The organism is Bifidobacterium sp. LH_424 (assembly GCF_056356895.1).
Map to the genome: position 1 here is coordinate 388,300 of NZ_JBKEVC010000001.1, position 18,397 is coordinate 406,696.

Below are 18,397 nucleotides of genomic sequence, written 5' to 3' on the forward strand. Positions count from 1 at the left end.
CCGCCGTTATGGGGAATTGACGATGATTCGCGCGGCATGCGCGCCACGGTACGAGCGATTCGCTACATTGGAGTGCGCTATGGCAAAGACACGAGGAAGCAGAGGCGCCGGTTCCGGCGCGAACGACGGGCGGACCCGTCGCATGGATCGGGTGAACGAGGGGGACTACATGGACGAACCGTGGTGGCGGCGCGCGTTGCTCGCCGTGCCGCGCGCGCTGGGCTCCGCGGTCCGTTCCGTGTCCGGCGTGGGCGAGTTCGACCCCGCATACCGCCGTGACGGTCTGTGCTTCGCGCTGCTCGTGTTCGGCGTGCTGTTCTGCGCGTCGGAATGGTTCCGCGTCCAGGGACCGTTCGGCCGTCTCCTGCATGCCCTCGCGTCCGGCGTGTTCGGCGTGATGAGCGTCATGCTGCCCATCCTGCTGTTCCTCGTGGCGTTCCGGCTGATGCGCAACTCCGGCCGGGGGTCCGGCAATCCGCGCGTCATGACCGGATGGGTGATGCTCCTATGGTCGGTCTGCTCGATCATCGACGTGGCGCTCGCCGCCGGCACGCCCGGATTCGACTGGACCGCGATCCAGAACGCGGGCGGCCTCATCGGCTACGCACTGGGGTCGCCGCTCGCCTGGGGCCTTTCTCGGGCGTTCGCCATCGTCGTGTTCGTCATCGTCGGCCTGTTCTCGCTCCTGCTCATCTCGGGTCTGCATGTCACCGACCTGCCCGGACTGTCCCGCCGCATCGTCGCGCGCGTCCAGGGGCGTTCCGCCGACGACGAGAAACGCGACGACGAGTTCCCGAACGAGGTGCGCGTCGGCGACGGCACCATCGCGTTCGCCGACGGCGTGCCCGCGCACGACGGCGAGGACGGGACGGACGACGCCGCGTCGCGCGGAGGCTCCGGCGCGTTCGGATGGCTGTCGCGCCTGTTCTCGCGACGTCGTTCCGGCGACGACCCGTCGCTCGACCGGTACGACGCCGACGACCCGTTCCGCGTCGCCGCGAAGCATCACGGCGACGCCGCCGAGACCACCGTCATCGCACCGGATTCGCTCGACCTGCCCGCCGTCTCGCCCACCTACACCGATCCGTGGGCGCCGATCGCCTCCGCCGCCGACGATGCGACCACCGTGATGGGCGCCGCCGCGGACCTGCCCGCCGGCGCGCCCGCGGCCGACGTGGTGCCCGCGCATACGGCGCAGCCCGCCACCGTGGCGATGGGAGCCGGCACGGGCGCCTACGGCGCCGACACCGGCGAACAGGACATGACCCCCGCCGTTCCCGCGGCCTCCGCCCCGTCTGAACCACACGTCGATCCGGTCTCCGGCGAGATCGTCGACACCGGCGACGCGAACGGGGGAGCCGGAGCCGGGACCGGCGAGGCCGCCGAAACGGCCGAGCCGCCGTACCGCCTGCCGGACCTCGACCTGCTCGTCAAAGGCAAGCCGCATGCGGCCCGCACCCCCGCCAACGACCGCGTGATCCGGGCCCTGACCTCCACGTTCCAGCAGTTCAAGGTCGATGCGAAGGTCGTCGGCTTCCTGCGCGGCCCGTCCGTCACCCAGTACGAGGTGGAGCTCTCGCCGGGCGTCAAGGTCGAGAAGGTCACCAACCTCCAGCGCAACATCGCCTACGCGGTCGCCAGCTCCGACGTGCGCATCCTCTCGCCGATCCCCGGCAAATCCGCCATCGGCATCGAGATCCCGAACGAGGACCGCGAGATCGTGCACCTGGGCGACGTGCTGCGCTCGCAGGGCGCGCTCGCCGACCCGAATCCGATGCTCACCGGCATCGGCAAGGACGTGGAGGGCAAGTTCGTCACCGCCGACCTCACGAAGATGCCGCACCTGCTGGTCGCCGGCGCCACCGGCTCCGGCAAGTCGAGCTTCATCAACTCGATGCTCACGTCGATCATCATGCGCGCCACGCCCGATCAGGTGCGGCTCATCATGGTCGACCCGAAACGCGTGGAACTGTCCGCGTACGCGGGCATCCCGCACCTGCTCACGCCGATCATCACCGATCCGAAGAAGGCCGCGCAGGCGCTCGAATGGGTCGTCAAGGAGATGGACGCCCGCTACTCGGACCTCGAATACTTCGGATTCCGCCACGTCAAGGACTTCAACAAGGCGGTGCGCGCCGGACAGGTGCACGCGCCCGCCGGCTCGAACCGCAAGGTCGCGCCCTACCCGTACATCCTCGTGGTCGTCGACGAGATGGCCGATCTGATGATGGTCGCCAAGAACGACGTGGAAAGCTCGATCCAGCGCATCACGCAGCTGGCGCGAGCCGCCGGCGTGCACCTCGTACTCGCCACGCAGCGCCCGTCCGTCGACGTGGTCACCGGCCTCATCAAGGCGAACATCCCGTCCCGGCTCGCGTTCGCCACCTCCTCGGCCACCGATTCGCGCGTCATCCTCGACACGACCGGCGCCGAGACGCTGATCGGCCAGGGCGACGCCCTGTTCCTGCCGATGGGCGAGGCGAAGCCGAAGCGCGTGCAGGGCTCGTGGGTGTCCGAATCGGAGATCCGCAAGGCCGTCGAGTTCGTGCGCACCCAGCGCAAGCCGAAATACCGCGAGGACATCGAGCAGATGGCCAAGGAGGCGGAGAAGAAGGGCAACGAGCCGGACGAGGAGATCGGCGACGACATGGACGTGCTGCTGCAGGCCGCCGAGCTCGTCGTCACCACGCAGTTCGGCTCCACGTCGATGCTTCAGCGCAAGCTCCGCGTCGGCTTCGCGAAGGCCGGACGTCTCATGGACCTGCTCGAGTCTCGCGGCGTGGTCGGTCCCTCCGAAGGCTCGAAGGCGCGTCAGGTGCTCGTCCAGCCGCAGGACCTGCAGACGGTGCTCGCGTTCATCCGCGGCGATGGCCCCGCACCGCAATCGGCGGGCGCGACTCAGGCGTGACGGTTCCGCCGGCGCGGGCGCGGGCGCGACGCGACGGGAAGACGGGAAGATGGAAGAACGGGACGGCCTCTTGGGATTCCTACAGGAATCCGTCAGACCGTTCCCTTCCCGAGGTAGAGCAGTGAGGGTAACGTGAAGACCATGACCGACGAACAGATCGTAGAAAACAAGAAACCGTCACTGCTGGACGGATGGAACGCCCCGCCGAACCTCGTCACCTACTCGCGCATCGTGCTTGTCGTGGTGTTCCTTGTGCTGTACGTGAAGGCCGGCCCGTGGGGCGGCGACGACCAGACCCTGCGCTGGGCCGCGGCGATCATCTTCATCATCGCCGCCTCCACCGATAAGCTCGACGGGTGGATGGCCAGGAAGTACGACCAGGTGACCGAGCTCGGCAAGCTCATGGATCCGATCGCCGATAAGCTGCTCACCTGCGGCACGCTCGTCGTCGCCTCCGTGTTCGCCGAATTCCCGTGGTGGGCGACCATCCTGTTCCTCGTGCGCGAGATCGGCATCACCGTGATGCGCTTCTTCGTGATGGAACGCCCCGGCGGCAAGGTGATCGCCGCCGCATGGCCCGGCAAGCTCAAGACCCTCTTCCAGTGCATCGGCCTGGCCATGCTGCTGCTGCCGCTGTGGGTGTTCGACGAGGGGCAGGCCATGCCGATGTGGCTGAGCGCCTACTACTTCCTCACCTACGCGCTGCTCTACGTGGCCCTCGTCCTGTGCCTCTACTCCGGCGGCGTGTACCTCTACAACACGTTCATCGGATCGAGGAAGCGCTGACGTGCAGCGCGACACGTTCGCCGCAGCGATCCTCAGGACCTGCGAGACGCGCGGCCTGAGGATCGCATGCGCCGAATCGCTGACCGCCGGGCTGCTCGCCGACGCGTTCGTGCGCATCCCCGGCGCCTCCGCCGTCTTCCTCGGCTCGGCGGTCACCTACGACATCCGTGCGAAGGCGTCCATCCTCGGCGTCGACCGTGCGTTGCTCGCCCGCGAAGGCGCCGTGCACCCGGAGGTCGCGCGCCAGATGGCCATCGCCACGGCGCGTCTGTACGCGCAGCCGGAGGACGGCGACACGGTGATCGGTCTCGCCACCACCGGCGTCGCCGGGCCCGGTCCGGACGGCGACAAGCCCGCCGGCCTCGTCTACATCGGCGTGTCGCTCCCGGCAACGGCGGCCGCGCTCGCGCCGGATCCGCGGGAGACGTGGATCGGGGCGGAAACGCCGATCGGCACGGTCCGTCTCGACGCGATTGACGGCCACGGCCGCCGCACCGTCGCCGTCGAACTGCGGCTCGACGGCACCAGGCAGCAGATTCGGGAGCGTACCGTGCTGCGCGTCCTGCAAAACGTGAGCCAGTTCACATCAACTTTCTGAAGTTTCCCGCTTCGCTCTGGGAATAGTCCGTGCCGTCGGGCTGTTGGAAGTGATATCGAGCGATATGAGACCCCGTAGGAAAGGGATGGGAACATGGAGACGATGACGCGAACCGAACAGACGACGATGAACCCCGCCGCGGCGATGGTCCGCCCCGGCGCCGCCCGCATGCGCGAGCTCACGCCCGCGCAGCGCCGCGCCGTCATGTTCGCCCAGCAGCAGATGATCCAGGCGCGCGCCGCGAAGAAGGCCAAGGCCGAGGCCGAGGAGGCCCGCCGCCGCATGTGGGAGGAGGCCGACGGCGAGGAGCGCCCGGCGCGCGCCGCGGTCCAGTCCGACGCCAGGCGCGAAGCCGAACGTGAACCGGCCGAGCTGACGTTGCGCGAGGCCATCGGCCGTGTGCTGCGCGACCTGCGCACGCGCGACCACAAGACGCTGCGCGAGGTCAGCGAGAAGGCCGGCGTGTCGCTCGGCTACCTGTCCGAGGTGGAGCGCGGCCAGAAGGAGGCCAGCTCCGAGCTGCTCAGCTCCATCGCCGAGGCGCTCGGCGTGAGCACCGCGCAGCTGCTGCGCATGGTCGCCGACCGCCTCGACATGATCGGGGCTTGAGCCGGTGAGGGAACGTGAGTTCTGGCAGCTGCTCGAGGAGGTGTTCGGCCGGAGCTACGGCCGGGCGCTCTCCCATGACCAGCAGCTGCCGCGGTTGGCGAACATGACCGTCGTCGAGGCGTTGGACGCGGGGGAGGAGCCCCGTGTGGTGTGGAACGTGCTGTGCGACCAAATGGGGGTTCCCGACTCCGAACGTTGGGGACGGGATCATAACGCTCCGCCAATGCCCGCGCGGTGAGACCGGCGGTCGCGTATCGCGCCGCGCCGATTTGTGTGCATGTCGTGAAGTCGAACAAATGTTCGTGCCTGTGCGCTATAGTTATCCACAGCGATAACCAACTGCGTTGCGCGTGGCGTTGCCGCGTTGCGGGCCGGAACCGTTGTCCCGATTGGGTTCGCCGTCTTCTCCGCGTCGTATGAGATGCGGGCGGGGGAGGGGCTCCGACCACAGGGGCGGTCCCGTCTTGCCGTGGCCCGGGTCGGTCCCATACCGTGGGAACGGCAGATCCGCCGCAACCGCGAAGGAGGACATCATGGCACAGAAGACGGGCGCCGCATCGGGCAAAGGGCAGACGGCCAGCGGCAAGGACGATCTCGACGCGCGCCGCAAGGCCGCGCTCGACACCGCGCTGGCGCAGGTGGAGAAGAGCTTCGGCAAGGGGTCGGCGATGAGGCTCGGCGACCGTCCCGAACAGAACGTGGAGGTCATCCCCACCGGCTCGCTCGCCCTCGACATGGCCCTCGGCATCGGCGGCCTGCCCAAGGGGCGCGTCATCGAGATCTACGGCCCCGAATCGTCGGGCAAGACCACGCTCGCGTTGCACGTGGTCGCCAACGCGCAGCGCAAGGGCGGCGTGGCCGCGTTCATCGACGCGGAGCACGCGCTCGACCCGGTGTACGCCCGCAAGCTCGGCGTCGACACCGACTCCCTCATCGTCTCCCAGCCGGACAACGGCGAGCAGGCGCTGGAGATCGCCGACATGCTCATCCGTTCCGGCGCGCTCGACGTGATCGTCGTCGATTCGGTCGCCGCCCTCGTGCCCAAGGCCGAGATCGACGGCGACATGGGCGACAGCCACGTGGGCCTGCAGGCCAGGCTGATGAGCCAGGCGCTGCGCAAGATGACCGGCGCGCTCGCCCAGGCGGGCACTACCGCCATCTTCATCAACCAGCTGCGCGAGAAGATCGGCGTGTTCTTCGGCAGCCCGGAGACCACCACCGGCGGCAAGGCGCTGAAGTTCTACTCCTCGGTGCGTCTCGACATCCGCCGCATCCAGACCATCAAGAACGGCGAGGAGGCCATCGGCAACCGCACGCGCGTCAAGGTCGTCAAGAACAAGATGGCCCCGCCCTTCAAGTCCGCCGAATTCGACATGCTCTACGGCGAGGGCATCTCGCGCGAGGGCTCCGCGCTCGACATGGCCATCCAGGTCGGCGTCGTCAAGAAGTCCGGCTCCTGGTTCACCTACGACGGCGACCAGCTCGGCCAGGGCCGCGAGAAGGTGCGCCAGTTCCTCAAGGATAATCCGGCCATCACCGAGGAGATCGAGAACAAGGTCAAGGCCGAATTCGGCCTCATCCAGCCGACCGACCAGTTCGCCGAGGACGACGCCACCAAGGCCGCCTCCGAGGCCGACGCGAACACCGAGTCGGTAGCCGCCAGCGAATCCAACGAGTCCTCGAAGACGCCGGCGAAGGCTTCGGCGAAGCCGTCGGCGGACGCCAAGACGACGGCCAAGGCCTGACGTGATCAGCGCCGAGTCGTTTCTCGCGGGGATGGGGAAGCCTCCCATCCCCGCGGTCCGGGACGATGCGCCCGGAACATCCGGTGACACCGCCCGCGACGGGGCCGCGGATTTCGACGCCTGCCGCGAGGCGGCGTTGCGCCTGCTCGATGCGGCCCCGCGCGCATCCGGCGCGCTTCGCGACCGTCTGCTGGGCAAAGGCTACGAGGAGGACGTGGTCGACGGCGTCATCGACCGTCTGATTCAGGTGCGTCTGCTCGACGATCGTGAATACGCCGAAAGCGCGATGCGCTACTGCGTGGGCAGGATGATGGGCCGGCGCGGCGCCGTCGCGGAACTGACGCGCAAGGGCGTCGCGCGGTCGATGGCCGAGGAGGTCGCCGGCGAGGCCGACGCCGACGGCGCCTTCGAGGACGCCGCATGGGAGCTGGGACGCAAGGTCGCCCGCAAGACCGAAGGACTCGACCGTCAGGTGCGCATGCGCCGGTTCTGGTCGGCAGGCGGGCGCAAGGGACATGACGCGGAGACGCTGCGTCACGTCGCGTCGGAACTGTTCCGGTGAACCGTCGCTCCGCCCGGGGCCATCATGGCCCATCGTTCCGTCGTATCCGTCGGAACCGCGAGCGGGAATCAGGAATTGAGGTGAGACCCCTTATACCCCGGGTTCTGTCGTGCCGTGCGCGAACGCGCGGCACGGATGGCCATCCATCTCGACCTGACGTCGCCGCCAGGCTCTAGCAGCCTACCCGATGGCACGGGCGAGCAGCCCTTACCGCCATCTGCTTGGCCTTGCTCCCGATGAGGCTTGCCATGCGGCCCGCTGTTGCCAGGGGCCCGGTGGTCTCTTACACCGCCGTTTCACCCTTACCCGTCGAGGACGGGCGGTCTGTTCTCTGCTGCGCTATCTCTCAGGTCGCCCTGGGCGGACGTTATCCGCCATCGTGCTCTGCGGAGCCCGGAAGTTCCTCAGCCCGAGTCCCATGCGGGACCTGGGCCGCGGCCATCAAGGGGTCTCGACCGCACAACTATACACGACCGTCCGACACGTCGCCTCGACGGACGCTGGAAGACACGCGGGGCGCGTCGGCTCCCGCCCATGCGGAATCCATGCAATCACGCGGATGTTGCACGCATGCGTCGGGGAAATGACGAAGAACCGGTATTCTTTCCGCGAGTTCTCCCGCCGTTAACGCCCGGTTCGTCTAGAATGGGGCGTACCCGGACGGTGAAGACGCCGTACGGAACGCAAATAGCGGGCAACCGCTTGAGTTAAGGGAGGTCCACATGGAAATCGTCGTTACCGGACGTCACACGCAGGTCAAGCCCAGGTTCCGTGATGTCGTAGAGAACAAGATGAATCGTGTGACCGCTATCGCGCCCGATGCGCAGCGCGCCCAGGTGGTGCTGTCGCATGAGGGCAACCCGCGTCAGGCGGATACCGCCAAGCGCGTGGAGATCACCATCATCGCCGGCCGCACCGTGGTGCGCGCCGAGGCATCGAGCGCCGACGAGTTCAGCGCGCTCGACCTGGCGATGGACAAGCTGACGCTGCGTCTGCGCCGCACGCGCGACCGCCGCAAGGACCACCGCCGCGGCTACACGAACCCCGTCCCGGTGGACATGGGCGTCGTCGAGCCGCCGGTCGTCGAGGAGGAGGCTCCGGAGGAGGAGCCGAACAACAGCCCGGCCGCGGCCGTCGCCTCGGATCTCGGCCCCGGCGAGTCCGTCGAGGTCCAGGTGGGCGACACCCCGATCGTCATCCGTCGCAAGCTTCACATCGCCGAGCCGATGAGCATCGACGAGGCGTTGTACGAGATGGAGCTGATCGGACACGACTTCTTCCTGTTCGTCAACAAGGAGACCGGCCGTCCGTCCGTCGTCTACCACCGTCACGGCTGGAGCTACGGCGTGTTCGAGATCGACACCCCGGAGAACGTGAAGGCCGCCGAGTGACGTCGATTCGACGCATCCGACACGATTGACCGATGAGGGGGCCGCGCCCATGGTGGCGCGGCCCCCTCATCGTATGCGCGGCCCGATGCGTGCGGGGCGGAAAACGGTTTCGTTGGCGTCCTCCCGCCGGCCGTCGGCGAAAAAGGCCGCCGAATATGGGGAAAATGTGCGGGCTTATCGCGATTATCGCGTAAGATAATCGGCAGTGTGTCCGCGCAGGCGCGACACGGACGTGCGGTCCAGGCCGCGCGGGCCGCGTCGGATGGGCGGTCCAAGGTAACGACACAGGAGCGAACAGTGGTAGATATCGTTGACAAGGCACTGCGCATGGGCGAGGGCCGGCAGATCAAGAAACTCGAGAACGTCGCGAAGGCCGTGAACGCGCTCGAGGACGAAATCTCGGCGCTCTCCGACGAGGAGCTCAAGGCGCAGACCCCGAAGTTCAAGCAGCAGCTGGACAACGGCAAGAAGCTCGACGACATCATGCCCGAGGCGTTCGCCACCGTGCGCGAGGTCTCGAAGCGCACCCTCGGCCAGCGCCACTTCGACGTGCAGCTCATGGGCGGCGCCGCCCTGCACTGGGGCAACATCGCCGAGATGAAGACCGGTGAAGGCAAGACCCTCGTCGCCACGCTGCCGAGCTACCTCAACGCGCTCGAGGGCAAGGGCGTGCACGTGGTCACCGTCAACGACTACCTCGCCAGCTACCAGAGCGAGCTCATGGGACGCATCTACCGCTTCCTGGGCCTCAACGTCGGCTGCATCATCACCGAGCAGAAGCCGGCCGAACGCCGCAAGCAGTACAACGCGGACATCACCTACGGCACGAACAACGAGTTCGGCTTCGACTATCTGCGCGACAACATGGCGTGGGAGAAGAGCGAGCTGGTGCAGCGCGGCCACCACTACGCCATCGTCGACGAGGTCGACTCCATCCTCATCGACGAGGCCCGCACCCCGCTCATCATCTCCGGCCCGGCCGAAGGCGACGTGACCCGCTGGTACCGCACCTTCGCCAAGCTGGTCCTCAAGCTCACACGCGACGAGGACTATGAGGTCGACGAGAAGAAGAAGGTCGTCGGCATCAAGGATCCGGGCATCACCAAGGTCGAGGACTTCCTCGGCATCGACAACCTCTACGAGCCGAGCAACACCGCGCTCATCGGCTACCTCAACAACGCGATCAAGGCGAAGGAGCTGTTCCTGCGCGACCGCGACTACGTCGTCACCCACGGCGAGGTGCTCATCGTCGACGAGCACACGGGCCGCATCCTGCCCGGCCGTCGCTACAACGAGGGCCTGCACCAGGCCATCGAGGCGAAGGAGGGCGTCGAGGTCAAGGCCGAGAACCAGACGTTCGCGACCATCACGCTGCAGAACTACTTCCGCATGTACGACAAGCTCGCCGGCATGACCGGTACCGCCGAGACCGAGGCGGCCGAGTTCATGAGCACCTACAAGCTGGGCGTGCTGCCGATTCCGACGAACCGCCCGATGATCCGCCAGGACAAGGACGACTTCATCTTCCGCACCAAGAAGGAGAAGCTCGCCGCCATCGTCAAGGACGTGGCCGCCCGTCACGCCAAGGGCCAGCCGGTGCTGCTCGGCACCGCCTCCGTCGAGAGCTCCGAGGTCGTCTCCACGCTGCTCGACGTCGCCAAGATCCCGCACCAGGTGCTCAACGCGAAGCAGCATGAGAAGGAGGCCGCGGTCGTCGCGGTCGCCGGCCGCAAGGGCGCCGTCACCGTGGCCACCAACATGGCCGGCCGTGGTACCGACATCATGCTCGGCGGCAACGTCGAGTTCCTCGCCGACGCCAAGCTCAAGTCCGAGGGCTACTCCCCGGAGGACACCCCGGAGGAGTACGAGAAGCGTTGGCCGGGCACCCTCGCCGAGGTCAAGGCGCAGGTCAAGGACGAGCATGAGGAGGTCAAGAAGCTCGGCGGTCTGTACGTGCTCGGCACCGAACGCCACGAGTCCCGCCGCATCGACAACCAGCTGCGCGGCCGTTCCGGCCGTCAGGGCGATCCGGGCGAGTCCCGCTTCTACCTGTCCCTCGAGGACGACCTGATGCGCCTGTTCAACACGCAGCTCGTCGCCCGCGTCATGGCCAAGGGCCTGCCGGAGGGCGAGCCGATCCACGCGAAGAGCGTCTCCAAGGGCGTGCGCACTGCGCAGAAGGCGCGCGAGTCGCAGAACTTCGAGATCCGCAAGAACGTGCTCAAGTACGACGACGTGATGAACAAGCAGCGCACCGTCATCTACTCCGAGCGCCAGGCCGTGCTCAAGGGCGAGGATATCCACGAGGACATCCTGCGCTTCATCTCCGACACCGTCACCAGCTACGTCAAGGGTGCCAACAACGGCTCCGACAAGCCGAAGGACTGGGATTGGGAGGGCCTGTTCAAGGCGCTCAACACCGTGATTCCGACCGAGGTGACCGTCGACGAGGTCAAGGAGGCCGCCGAAGGCAAGAAGGGCGAGAAGGCCGTCGAGGCGGTGCGCGACGTGATCGTCGCCGACGCGAAGGCCAAGTACGCCGAGTTCGAGGAGACGCTCGGGGCCGAGGGCCTGCGCCAGCTCGAGCGCCGCGTCGTGCTCGCCGTGCTCGACCGCAAGTGGCGCGAGCACCTGTACGAGATGGACTACCTCAAGGACGGCATCGGCCTGCGCGGCATGGGCCAGCGCGACCCGCTGGTCGAATACCAGCGCGAAGGCTACCAGATGTACAACTCGATGGTCGAGGCCATCAAGGAGGAGTCCGTCCAGCTGCTCTTCCACGTGGACATCCGCGAGGTCGCCCGCACCGAGGACACGACCACCGAATCCGACGAGGACGCGGCCGTCGACGCCACCGAAAGCGAGCTCGGCATCACCACCGCCACCGAGGCCGCCGGCCCCGACGAGGACGGCGAGACCGAGGCCGAGGCCGCCGAAGGCGAGGTCGAGGAGGAGTCCGAGCAGGACGAGACCGAGAAGGAGGCCATCGCCGAGGCCGCGAAGGCGTCCGAGGCCGGCGAGACCACGTCCGCCATCTCCGGCCCCGCGCCGATTAGCCACGCCGAGGGCAAGGTCCCGGCCAACAAGCGTCCGAAGAGCGAGGAGCTGAAGACCCCGTGGGCCGACGGCCGCACGTTCCCGGGCACCGGCCGCAACGCCCCGTGCCCGTGCGGTTCGGGCCGCAAGTACAAGATGTGCCACGGCCAGAACGAGAAGTGACGTCCATGATGTGACGTCCGTCCTTCGATGAGCGGCGGTTCCTGCCTCCGGGCGGGAGCCGCCGCTTCCGTATGCGCGTGCCGTATGTGCCGCCGTGCGTTCTGCTATATGGAAGTTCCGGCGGGAGGAAACCCGAGGCCACTACAATGAGCGGCGTTACTGGTGAATCGGTCGCGCTGCACGCGCGCCAAGGAGGAACAATGGCAGAGATCACATGGAAGTCGATTCTCACCAAGCTGGTCGGGGGAGACCATCTAAGTGCCGGGGAGTCCGAATGGTTCGTCGATGATCTGATGAAGGGCAACGCGAACCCGGCCGCCGTGGGCGCCGCGCTCGCTATGCAGCAGCAGCTGGGACTCACCCCCGAGGAGGTGTCCGGTGCGGCCAAGGCCATGGTGTCGCATGCGGTACCACTGAACGTCTCCGGCGAGACCACCGACATCGTCGGCACCGGCGGCGACGGCTTCTCCACCGTGAACCTGTCCACGATGGGTTCGGTCGTGGCCGCGGCGGCGGGCGTGAAGATCGTCAAGCACGGCAACCGCGCCGCCTCCTCGAAGTGCGGCGCCGCCGACGTGCTCGAGAAGCTCGGCCTGCCGCTTGAGCTGAAGCCCGAGGCGGTCGCCGAGGTCGGCGACGAGGTGGGCATCACCTTCGCGTTCGCCCGCACCTTCCACCCGGCCATGCGCTTCGTCGGCCCGATCCGCGCCGCGCTCGGCATCCCGTGCGTGTTCAACGTGCTCGGCCCCCTCACCAACCCGGCCAAGCCCTCGCACGTGGCCATCGGCTGCGCCAAGCGCGAGGTGAGCCCGATCATGGCCGCCGTGTACGCCGCCAACGGCCAGTCCGGCATGGTGTACACCTCCCATGAGGGCCTCGACGAGCTCGCGCCCACCGGTCCGGTCTCCGTGTGGGAGATCCGCGACGGCAAGGTCACCGAGACCGAGTTCGACCCGACCGTCGAACTGGGACTGGAGAAGATCGACGTCACGACGCTCAAGGGCGGTGAGCCCGAGGTCAACGCCCAGGCGTTCCGCGACTTCCTCGCCGGCAAGGACATTCCCGCCCGCACCACCGCGCTGCTCAACGCCGCGTCCGCCATCGTCGCCGACGGCCATCTGGTCTCCGACGGCACGCTCGCCGAGCGCTTCCGCGAGGCGTACGCGCTCGCCGAGAAGACCGTCGACTCCGGCAAGGCCTCGGCGCTGTTCGACAAGTGGATCGCCGTCGCGCAGGCCAAGGCCTGACCTGATCGCCGGCACGGCCCAAACCGTTCCCGGACGCACTCATCCCCGATGCCCCGACCGCCACCCGGCGGCCGGGGCATCGTCATCCCCGAGGCGTCTTCGGCGCCCCGGCCCATCCCGACGCTCGCCGGCGAGACGCCCAAGACAACGATGACCTACGTGGACAAGTCCGCGTCGAGAGTGTCACACACGCGCGCCGTCGTCGAAATAGCCGCCGCGGTCGCCGGTCTGCCGCCTGCGGTTCAGGATCTTGCCGATCAGGCCGCCGAGGCCGATGATCGTGCACATGCTGAACACGAAGCTCAGCAGCCATCCCAGAATCGGCACCGAGCCGATGCCGGGGATGAACATCGTGGCGACCGAGCCGACGAGTCCGACGACGAGCAGAATCCAGCACACGAGCGTCGAACGCCTCACCGGGCCGATCTCGGGGTTCGGGGGAGTGAAGCCGCCGTCATCGTAGGAGTCCATCACCCTGTCCGTGTCGAGCCAGCTGGAACCGGTGAAATCGCGCGGCCCATGGCTGGCTCCCGTGCGTGAGAACGCGTCGGGAGCCAGGTCGTCGATGTCGATGAGCCGTTCCTTCTCGCGGCGTTCCGCGTGCTTTTCGAAGCGTTTCGCGTTGCGCGACGACGCCACCGACTTGAGCTCGTCCTTGTGCTCCGCCTCGAATGCCGCCCACGCCGCGTCGAGATTGCCGAGATCCGGCTTCGCCGCCGAGTCTCCCTTGCGGTCGTCGCCATCCGGCGTGGGGGTTGGCCGCTCGTCGCCCGCATTGGTATTGTTGAGGTCAGTCATACATACCACTCTAATGCGCGGCCATGGCCTGCGCGGGGAGGGAAACGCCAAGTGCTCTACTGGTTCTTCGTCAAAGTGTTCGGTCCCATCGCTCGCCGTCGCCTCGGCCCCACGGCCAAGGGGCTGGAGAACATCCCGCGCAAGGGCGGGGCCATCATCGCCGCCAACCATCTGGCCGTCATCGACGACGCGCTCATCCCGATCACCTGCCCGCGCATGGTGCATTTCATGGGCAAGGCCGAATACTTCGAAGGCAAGGGGATCAAGGGCAAGTTCAAGAAGTGGTGGTTCACGTCCGTGGGCGTGTTCCCCGTCGACCGTTCCGGCGGCAACAAGTCGCTGGGCGCGCTCGAGCATGCGCGCGAGATCATCGAGGACGGCCACCTGTTCGGCATCCACATCGAGGGCACGCGCAGTCCCGACGGCCGCCTGTACAAGGGGCACACGGGCGTGGCCCGCCTCGCGCTCGAGACCGGCTGCCCGATCGTGCCGACCGCGCTCATCGGCTCCGACAAGCTCCAGCCGATCGGCACGTCGATTCCGAAGAAGGGCAGGACGCAGGTGATCTACGGCAAGCCGATCCACGTGGAGAGGAAGCCCGCCGACGAGATCACGCACGACGACCTGCGTTCCCTGACCGACCATCTGACCGCCGAGATCCAGAAGCTCAGCGGCCAGGAGTACGTGCCCGAATACGCGCAGAAGGTCAAGGCCGAGCTCAAGGCGAAGAAGGAGGCCGAAGCGGCCGTCACACCACGGTGAGCGTGACGACCGTCTTGTTGCCCTTCTCGTCGCGTACGCGCACCTGCTGGCCCGGGTCGGGGCTCTGCAGGCGCACCGTGTGCGTCACGTCGCCGAGCGGCGCCGACTTCTTCACCTCGAGGCCGAGCGCCTCCAGCGTCTTGGATGCCTCGTCGTAGGTCTTGCCGCGCACGTCCGGGATGGTCACCATCTCCGGCCCCTTCGAGACGACCACGTCCACCGAGTCGCCCCAGTGCAGCTGCGTGTCCTTCGCGACGGACGAGGAGATCACCTTGCCGGAGTCGATCGTGTCGCTGTACTCCTCGCTCCAGTTCGCCTTGAGCTTGAGGTCGTCGAGCGCGGTGGCGGCCTCGTCCTTCGTGCGTCCGACGATGTCGGGCATGGTGACGGGCATCGGGCCCTTCGACAGGGCCACGTCGATCTCCGCGTTGTGCTTGAGCGTGGTGCCCGGGTCGGGGGAGATGCTCAGGGTCGCGCCTTCGGGCAGCGTCTCCGAGTACACGTCCTTCGACTGGTCGTGCTTCACGTTCGTGAATCCGGCCTTGCTCAATGCGTCGAGCGGGGCCTTGCCGTTCGCCGAGTTCGGGTCGAGGATGTCGTCGGGGATGGTCGCCATCCTCACGCCGCGGGACACGACCACCCTCATCGTGGGGGTGTCGCGCTTGCTCACGTGCGTGTTCACCTCGGCGTCCTTCCCGTGCAGCGTCGCGAGGATGATGTGCCCTTCCTCGATGGTGTCGCTGTATGCGGTCGACGTCTTGTAGGGGATGCCCAGCACCTTGAGCGTGCCCTCGTACGTCTTCCATGCGGCACCTTCCAGCGTGCACGCCCGGTTCTCCTCGCAGGTCACGTCGTCCGGTTTCGGCAGCTCCCAGTAGCTTCCCGGTCCGCGGTAGTACCACCATGCGCCGCCCCCGCCGGCCGCGAGCGCCACGACGAGCAGCGTGACGAGCGTGATGACGATGGCCTTGCCGTGGCCTTTCCTCTTGCCGGCCGGCGCCGCGTCGGCGGGAGCGGCCGGCGGTGTCGCGGCCGACACGGTCGCGGCGGCGTGCTGGACCGTCGGCCGGTCCGCGACGGTCGCGAGCGTGCCATCCATGCCGGCGAGCGGCGTGACGGCACGCGGCATCGGCGTTGTGCCCGGTACGCCGTCCGCCACCGGCTGCAACGCGACGGTCTCGGCGTTCGCCGTCGCCTGCGCGTCGGCGGCCGTCGTGCGCGGCGCTGCGGGTTTGTCCTCGAAGTCGAACAGACTGAGCGCCTGCGTCTCCTTCGGTTCGGCCACGGGGGCGAGTACCTGCGTCGCCGCCGGCTCCATGGTGGTCGCGGGCGGCAGCGTCACGGTGGCCTCCGCCGCCGGTTGCGGGGTCTGCGGCAGGGCGCGCGTCGGCTGCGGTTCCGCCTCGCCGCGTGCGGCGTCGTGCGGCGTCCCATCCGTCGCGTCATGTTCGGGAGGCATCGGCGGTTGCGGCGGCGCGACCGGGGGAGCGGGCGGCAGTCCCGCGCCGGCGAGCCGCGCGCCGACCGCGGCGGCGCCGGCGGCCGCGCGACCCGCGACGGGAACCGTCGTTTCACTGGACGTCGCGTCGCCGGCCGGTTCCGCGTCGGGGCGACGGTACTGCCATGCCTCCACCGTGAGACCGCGCATCACGTCGCGCAGTTCCGCCGCCGCGGCCGTCGCGTCGGCGGGACGCGCGTCGATCGAGCGCGCGGTCAGATGCGCGACGAACCGCGCCACGGACGGATCGATGCCCGGGCACGGCACGGTGAGGGACGGTACGTCCTCGTGGACGTGCTTGAAGACGAGGGTGACGGGATTGTCGGAGATGAACGGCACCTGGCCGACGAGCATCTCCCACGCCATGATGCCCACCGCGTACAGGTCCCCCTGCGGCGTTGCCTCGTTGCGTTCGATCGTCTCCGGCGGCAGATAGGCGGCGGTGCCGAGCAGCATGCCGGTGGAGGAGAGCGTCGCCTGCGAGGTGGCCTTCGCCAGACCGAAGTCGGTGATCTGCACGCGGCCGCGGTCGTTGAGCATGATGTTCTCCGGCTTGATGTCGCGGTGCACCACGTTCACCTGATGCGCGCTCGACAGGCCGTCGAGCGTCTCGGCGACGATGCGCAGCGTCTGGCGCACGCTGAACACGCCCTGGCCGTTCATCTCATGGCGCAGGTTCACGCCGTGCACGTACTCCATGACCAGATAGGCGCGCCCATCGGATTCGCCGGCGTCATACACCTGCACGACGTGCGGGTTGGCGATGCGCGCGGCGGATCTCGCCTCGCGGCGGAAGCGTTCGAGGAACTGGTCGCGGTGCGGTCCCTGCGCGAGCTGCGTGTGCATCATCTTGATGGCCACCGTGCGTCCGAGCCGTTCGTCCTGCGCCTCGTACACCGTCGCCATGCCGCCCTGCGCGATCTGGCGCACGACGCGGTAGCGGCCTTCGATCACCTGGCCTACGGGGGTGTTTGCGGCTTCACTCATAGGATTGCGTCCGTGTCCTTACGTCACTCACGAAAAATCACCGGGATGCGCCCGTGGGCGACATGTCGCCGCGGCCCATCCCCTGCCGTCCCACTCTAGCGTTCGGCCACGTCCGGCACGAAACGCGCGCACGCGTCCACGAGGCGCCTGCGGGAGTCCCCGTCGAGCCCAAGCGCGTCGATCGCGGCGAGCGAACGCTCCCACAGGCGCGTGATGCGTTCGCGTGAACGCATCACGGCGCCGGTCGAGGAGAACAGTCCGATGGCGCGGCGCACGTCCGCCTCGTCGCGTTCCGGCGCGCGGAACATCGCGGCGAGCTCGTCGTGCTCCGCGTCCGAGCCGGCCTCGAGCGCGTCGGCGAGGAGCACTGTGCGCTTGCCCTCGCGGATGTCGCCGCCCACCGGCTTGCCGCTCGTCCGGCTCGACCCGACCACGTCGATCAGATCGTCCTCCAATTGGAAGGCGAGTCCCAGCGGCACGCCCACGGAAAGCGCCCGGGCGCGCGCCTCGCCGCGTTCCGCGCCGGCCGCGAGCAGGGCGAGTTCGAGCGGCGCGATCGTCGTGTAGCTCGCCGTCTTCCACCGGAACACGCCGAGCGACGCCTCGGCCAGGGCGCGCGGGTCGTCCAGCGACGCCTGTTCGACCGCCAGGTCGAGGATCTGGCCGATCTCCACCTCGCGCTGCATGGTGAGGAACGCGGCGACCAGCGCGGACGGGTCGGCGAGCCGCCCGGCCGCGCTGTTGGCGATGTCGACGCATGCGGTGGCCAGGAGGTCGCCGAGCATGAGCCCCAGGCCGCGGCCGATCGCCGCGTCCCCCGTCCGGTCCTCCAGCGCCCGGTGCGCGCTCGGCTTGCCGCGGCGCAGGTCGGAGTCGTCGATGATGTCGTCGTGCACGAGCGCGGCCGTCTGGAACACCTCGATCGCGCACGCCATGTCCACCATCGCGTCCCGGGCCGCCGGATCGCCTCCGAACGCGTCGTACGCGGCGAGGGCGAGCAGCGCGCGCAGGCGTTTGCCGCCCTCGCTGGACGTCACGCCCTGGCCCACGACCGCGTCCATCATCGACCGGCAGGCGGCGGGGATGGGGGAGTCCGCGCCGGCGGCGTCCTCGGCGGGCACGCCGGCCCGTTCGGCCACCAGGGCGGCGATGCGCGGTTCGATCAGGGACCTGTCAAGAGCTCTCAAATCCATGCCTCTAAGTTATCCACAATGACCGCCGAAAACAACCGGATGCGGAATCGGCTCCGGCAAAGGCCCGACGGGGTGTTATCCACATTGCCCGCGG

At 68.2% G+C, this 18,397-nt stretch carries 14 protein-coding genes and 1 other RNA gene; 11 read left to right on the forward strand and 4 right to left on the reverse strand.

The window, feature by feature from the left end; all coding sequences use genetic code 11:
• Window positions 1–79 precede the first annotated feature (79 nt).
• From AC1AYP_RS01485 to AC1AYP_RS01515, 7 genes are all read left to right on the forward strand, one after another.
• The gene (locus tag AC1AYP_RS01485) at window positions 80–2,908 is read left to right on the forward strand and encodes an FtsK/SpoIIIE family DNA translocase (protein ID WP_476546563.1); all 2,829 of its coding nucleotides are present in this window, start codon (window positions 80–82) and stop codon (window positions 2,906–2,908) included.
• Between the two features lie 141 nt (window positions 2,909–3,049).
• Window positions 3,050–3,694 carry a CDP-diacylglycerol--glycerol-3-phosphate 3-phosphatidyltransferase gene (gene pgsA / locus AC1AYP_RS01490; protein WP_476531864.1) on the forward strand — a complete coding sequence of 215 codons (645 nt, stop codon included), beginning with the start codon at window positions 3,050–3,052 and terminating at the stop codon, window positions 3,692–3,694.
• Window position 3,695: 1 nt separating this feature from the next.
• On the forward strand, window positions 3,696–4,292 hold the full coding sequence (locus AC1AYP_RS01495; RefSeq protein WP_476546564.1) for a CinA family protein: 597 nt from the start codon (window positions 3,696–3,698) through the stop codon (window positions 4,290–4,292).
• Window positions 4,293–4,385: 93 nt separating this feature from the next.
• On the forward strand, window positions 4,386–4,901 hold the full coding sequence (locus AC1AYP_RS01500; protein WP_476501882.1) for a helix-turn-helix domain-containing protein: 516 nt from the start codon (window positions 4,386–4,388) through the stop codon (window positions 4,899–4,901).
• A gap of 4 nt (window positions 4,902–4,905) precedes the next feature.
• Window positions 4,906–5,139: a DUF3046 domain-containing protein gene (locus tag AC1AYP_RS01505; RefSeq protein WP_476531868.1), complete on the forward strand. Its 234-nt coding sequence runs from the start codon at window positions 4,906–4,908 to the stop codon at window positions 5,137–5,139.
• 295 nt (window positions 5,140–5,434) lie between these two features.
• On the forward strand, window positions 5,435–6,646 hold the full coding sequence (gene recA, locus AC1AYP_RS01510; protein ID WP_476546565.1) for a recombinase RecA: 1,212 nt from the start codon (window positions 5,435–5,437) through the stop codon (window positions 6,644–6,646).
• 1 nt (window position 6,647) lies between these two features.
• Window positions 6,648–7,208 (forward strand): regulatory protein RecX, encoded by a 561-nt coding sequence (locus tag AC1AYP_RS01515; RefSeq protein ID WP_476546566.1) that lies wholly within the window; start codon window positions 6,648–6,650, stop codon window positions 7,206–7,208.
• 77 nt (window positions 7,209–7,285) lie between these two features.
• Here the strand turns inward: AC1AYP_RS01515 and rnpB are convergent.
• Window positions 7,286–7,662: RNase P RNA component class A (gene rnpB, locus AC1AYP_RS01520), an RNA gene on the reverse strand.
• Between the two features lie 268 nt (window positions 7,663–7,930).
• Between rnpB and hpf the strand changes: the two genes are divergently transcribed.
• From hpf to trpD, 3 genes are all read left to right on the forward strand, one after another.
• Window positions 7,931–8,599, forward strand: a complete 669-nt coding sequence (gene hpf / locus AC1AYP_RS01525; RefSeq protein ID WP_476501878.1) for a ribosome hibernation-promoting factor, HPF/YfiA family — start codon at window positions 7,931–7,933, stop codon at window positions 8,597–8,599.
• 297 nt (window positions 8,600–8,896) lie between these two features.
• Complete coding sequence (gene secA, locus AC1AYP_RS01530; RefSeq protein WP_476501877.1) at window positions 8,897–11,818, forward strand: preprotein translocase subunit SecA; 2,922 nt, start codon at window positions 8,897–8,899, stop codon at window positions 11,816–11,818.
• 200 nt (window positions 11,819–12,018) lie between these two features.
• Window positions 12,019–13,065 carry an anthranilate phosphoribosyltransferase gene (trpD, locus tag AC1AYP_RS01535; RefSeq protein ID WP_476501876.1) on the forward strand — a complete coding sequence of 349 codons (1,047 nt, stop codon included), beginning with the start codon at window positions 12,019–12,021 and terminating at the stop codon, window positions 13,063–13,065.
• A gap of 183 nt (window positions 13,066–13,248) precedes the next feature.
• Here trpD and AC1AYP_RS01540 read toward each other — a convergent pair whose 3' ends face one another.
• Complete coding sequence (locus AC1AYP_RS01540) at window positions 13,249–13,863, reverse strand: hypothetical protein (RefSeq protein ID WP_476531887.1); 615 nt, start codon at window positions 13,861–13,863, stop codon at window positions 13,249–13,251.
• Window positions 13,864–13,914: 51 nt separating this feature from the next.
• On the opposite strand from AC1AYP_RS01540, the gene AC1AYP_RS01545 reads away from it, so the two are divergent.
• The gene (locus AC1AYP_RS01545) at window positions 13,915–14,625 is read left to right on the forward strand and encodes a lysophospholipid acyltransferase family protein (RefSeq protein WP_476546567.1); all 711 of its coding nucleotides are present in this window, start codon (window positions 13,915–13,917) and stop codon (window positions 14,623–14,625) included.
• On the opposite strand, the gene AC1AYP_RS01550 is transcribed toward AC1AYP_RS01545, so the two are convergent.
• Both AC1AYP_RS01550 and AC1AYP_RS01555 read right to left on the reverse strand, forming a co-directional pair.
• Window positions 14,612–17,110 (reverse strand): protein kinase domain-containing protein, encoded by a 2,499-nt coding sequence (locus tag AC1AYP_RS01550; protein ID WP_476546568.1) that lies wholly within the window; start codon window positions 17,108–17,110, stop codon window positions 14,612–14,614. The genes AC1AYP_RS01545 and AC1AYP_RS01550 overlap by 14 nt on opposite strands.
• A 95-nt stretch (window positions 17,111–17,205) precedes the next feature.
• Window positions 17,206–18,303, reverse strand: a complete 1,098-nt coding sequence (locus AC1AYP_RS01555) for a polyprenyl synthetase family protein (protein ID WP_476501872.1) — start codon at window positions 18,301–18,303, stop codon at window positions 17,206–17,208.
• Window positions 18,304–18,397: the final 94 nt, after the last annotated feature.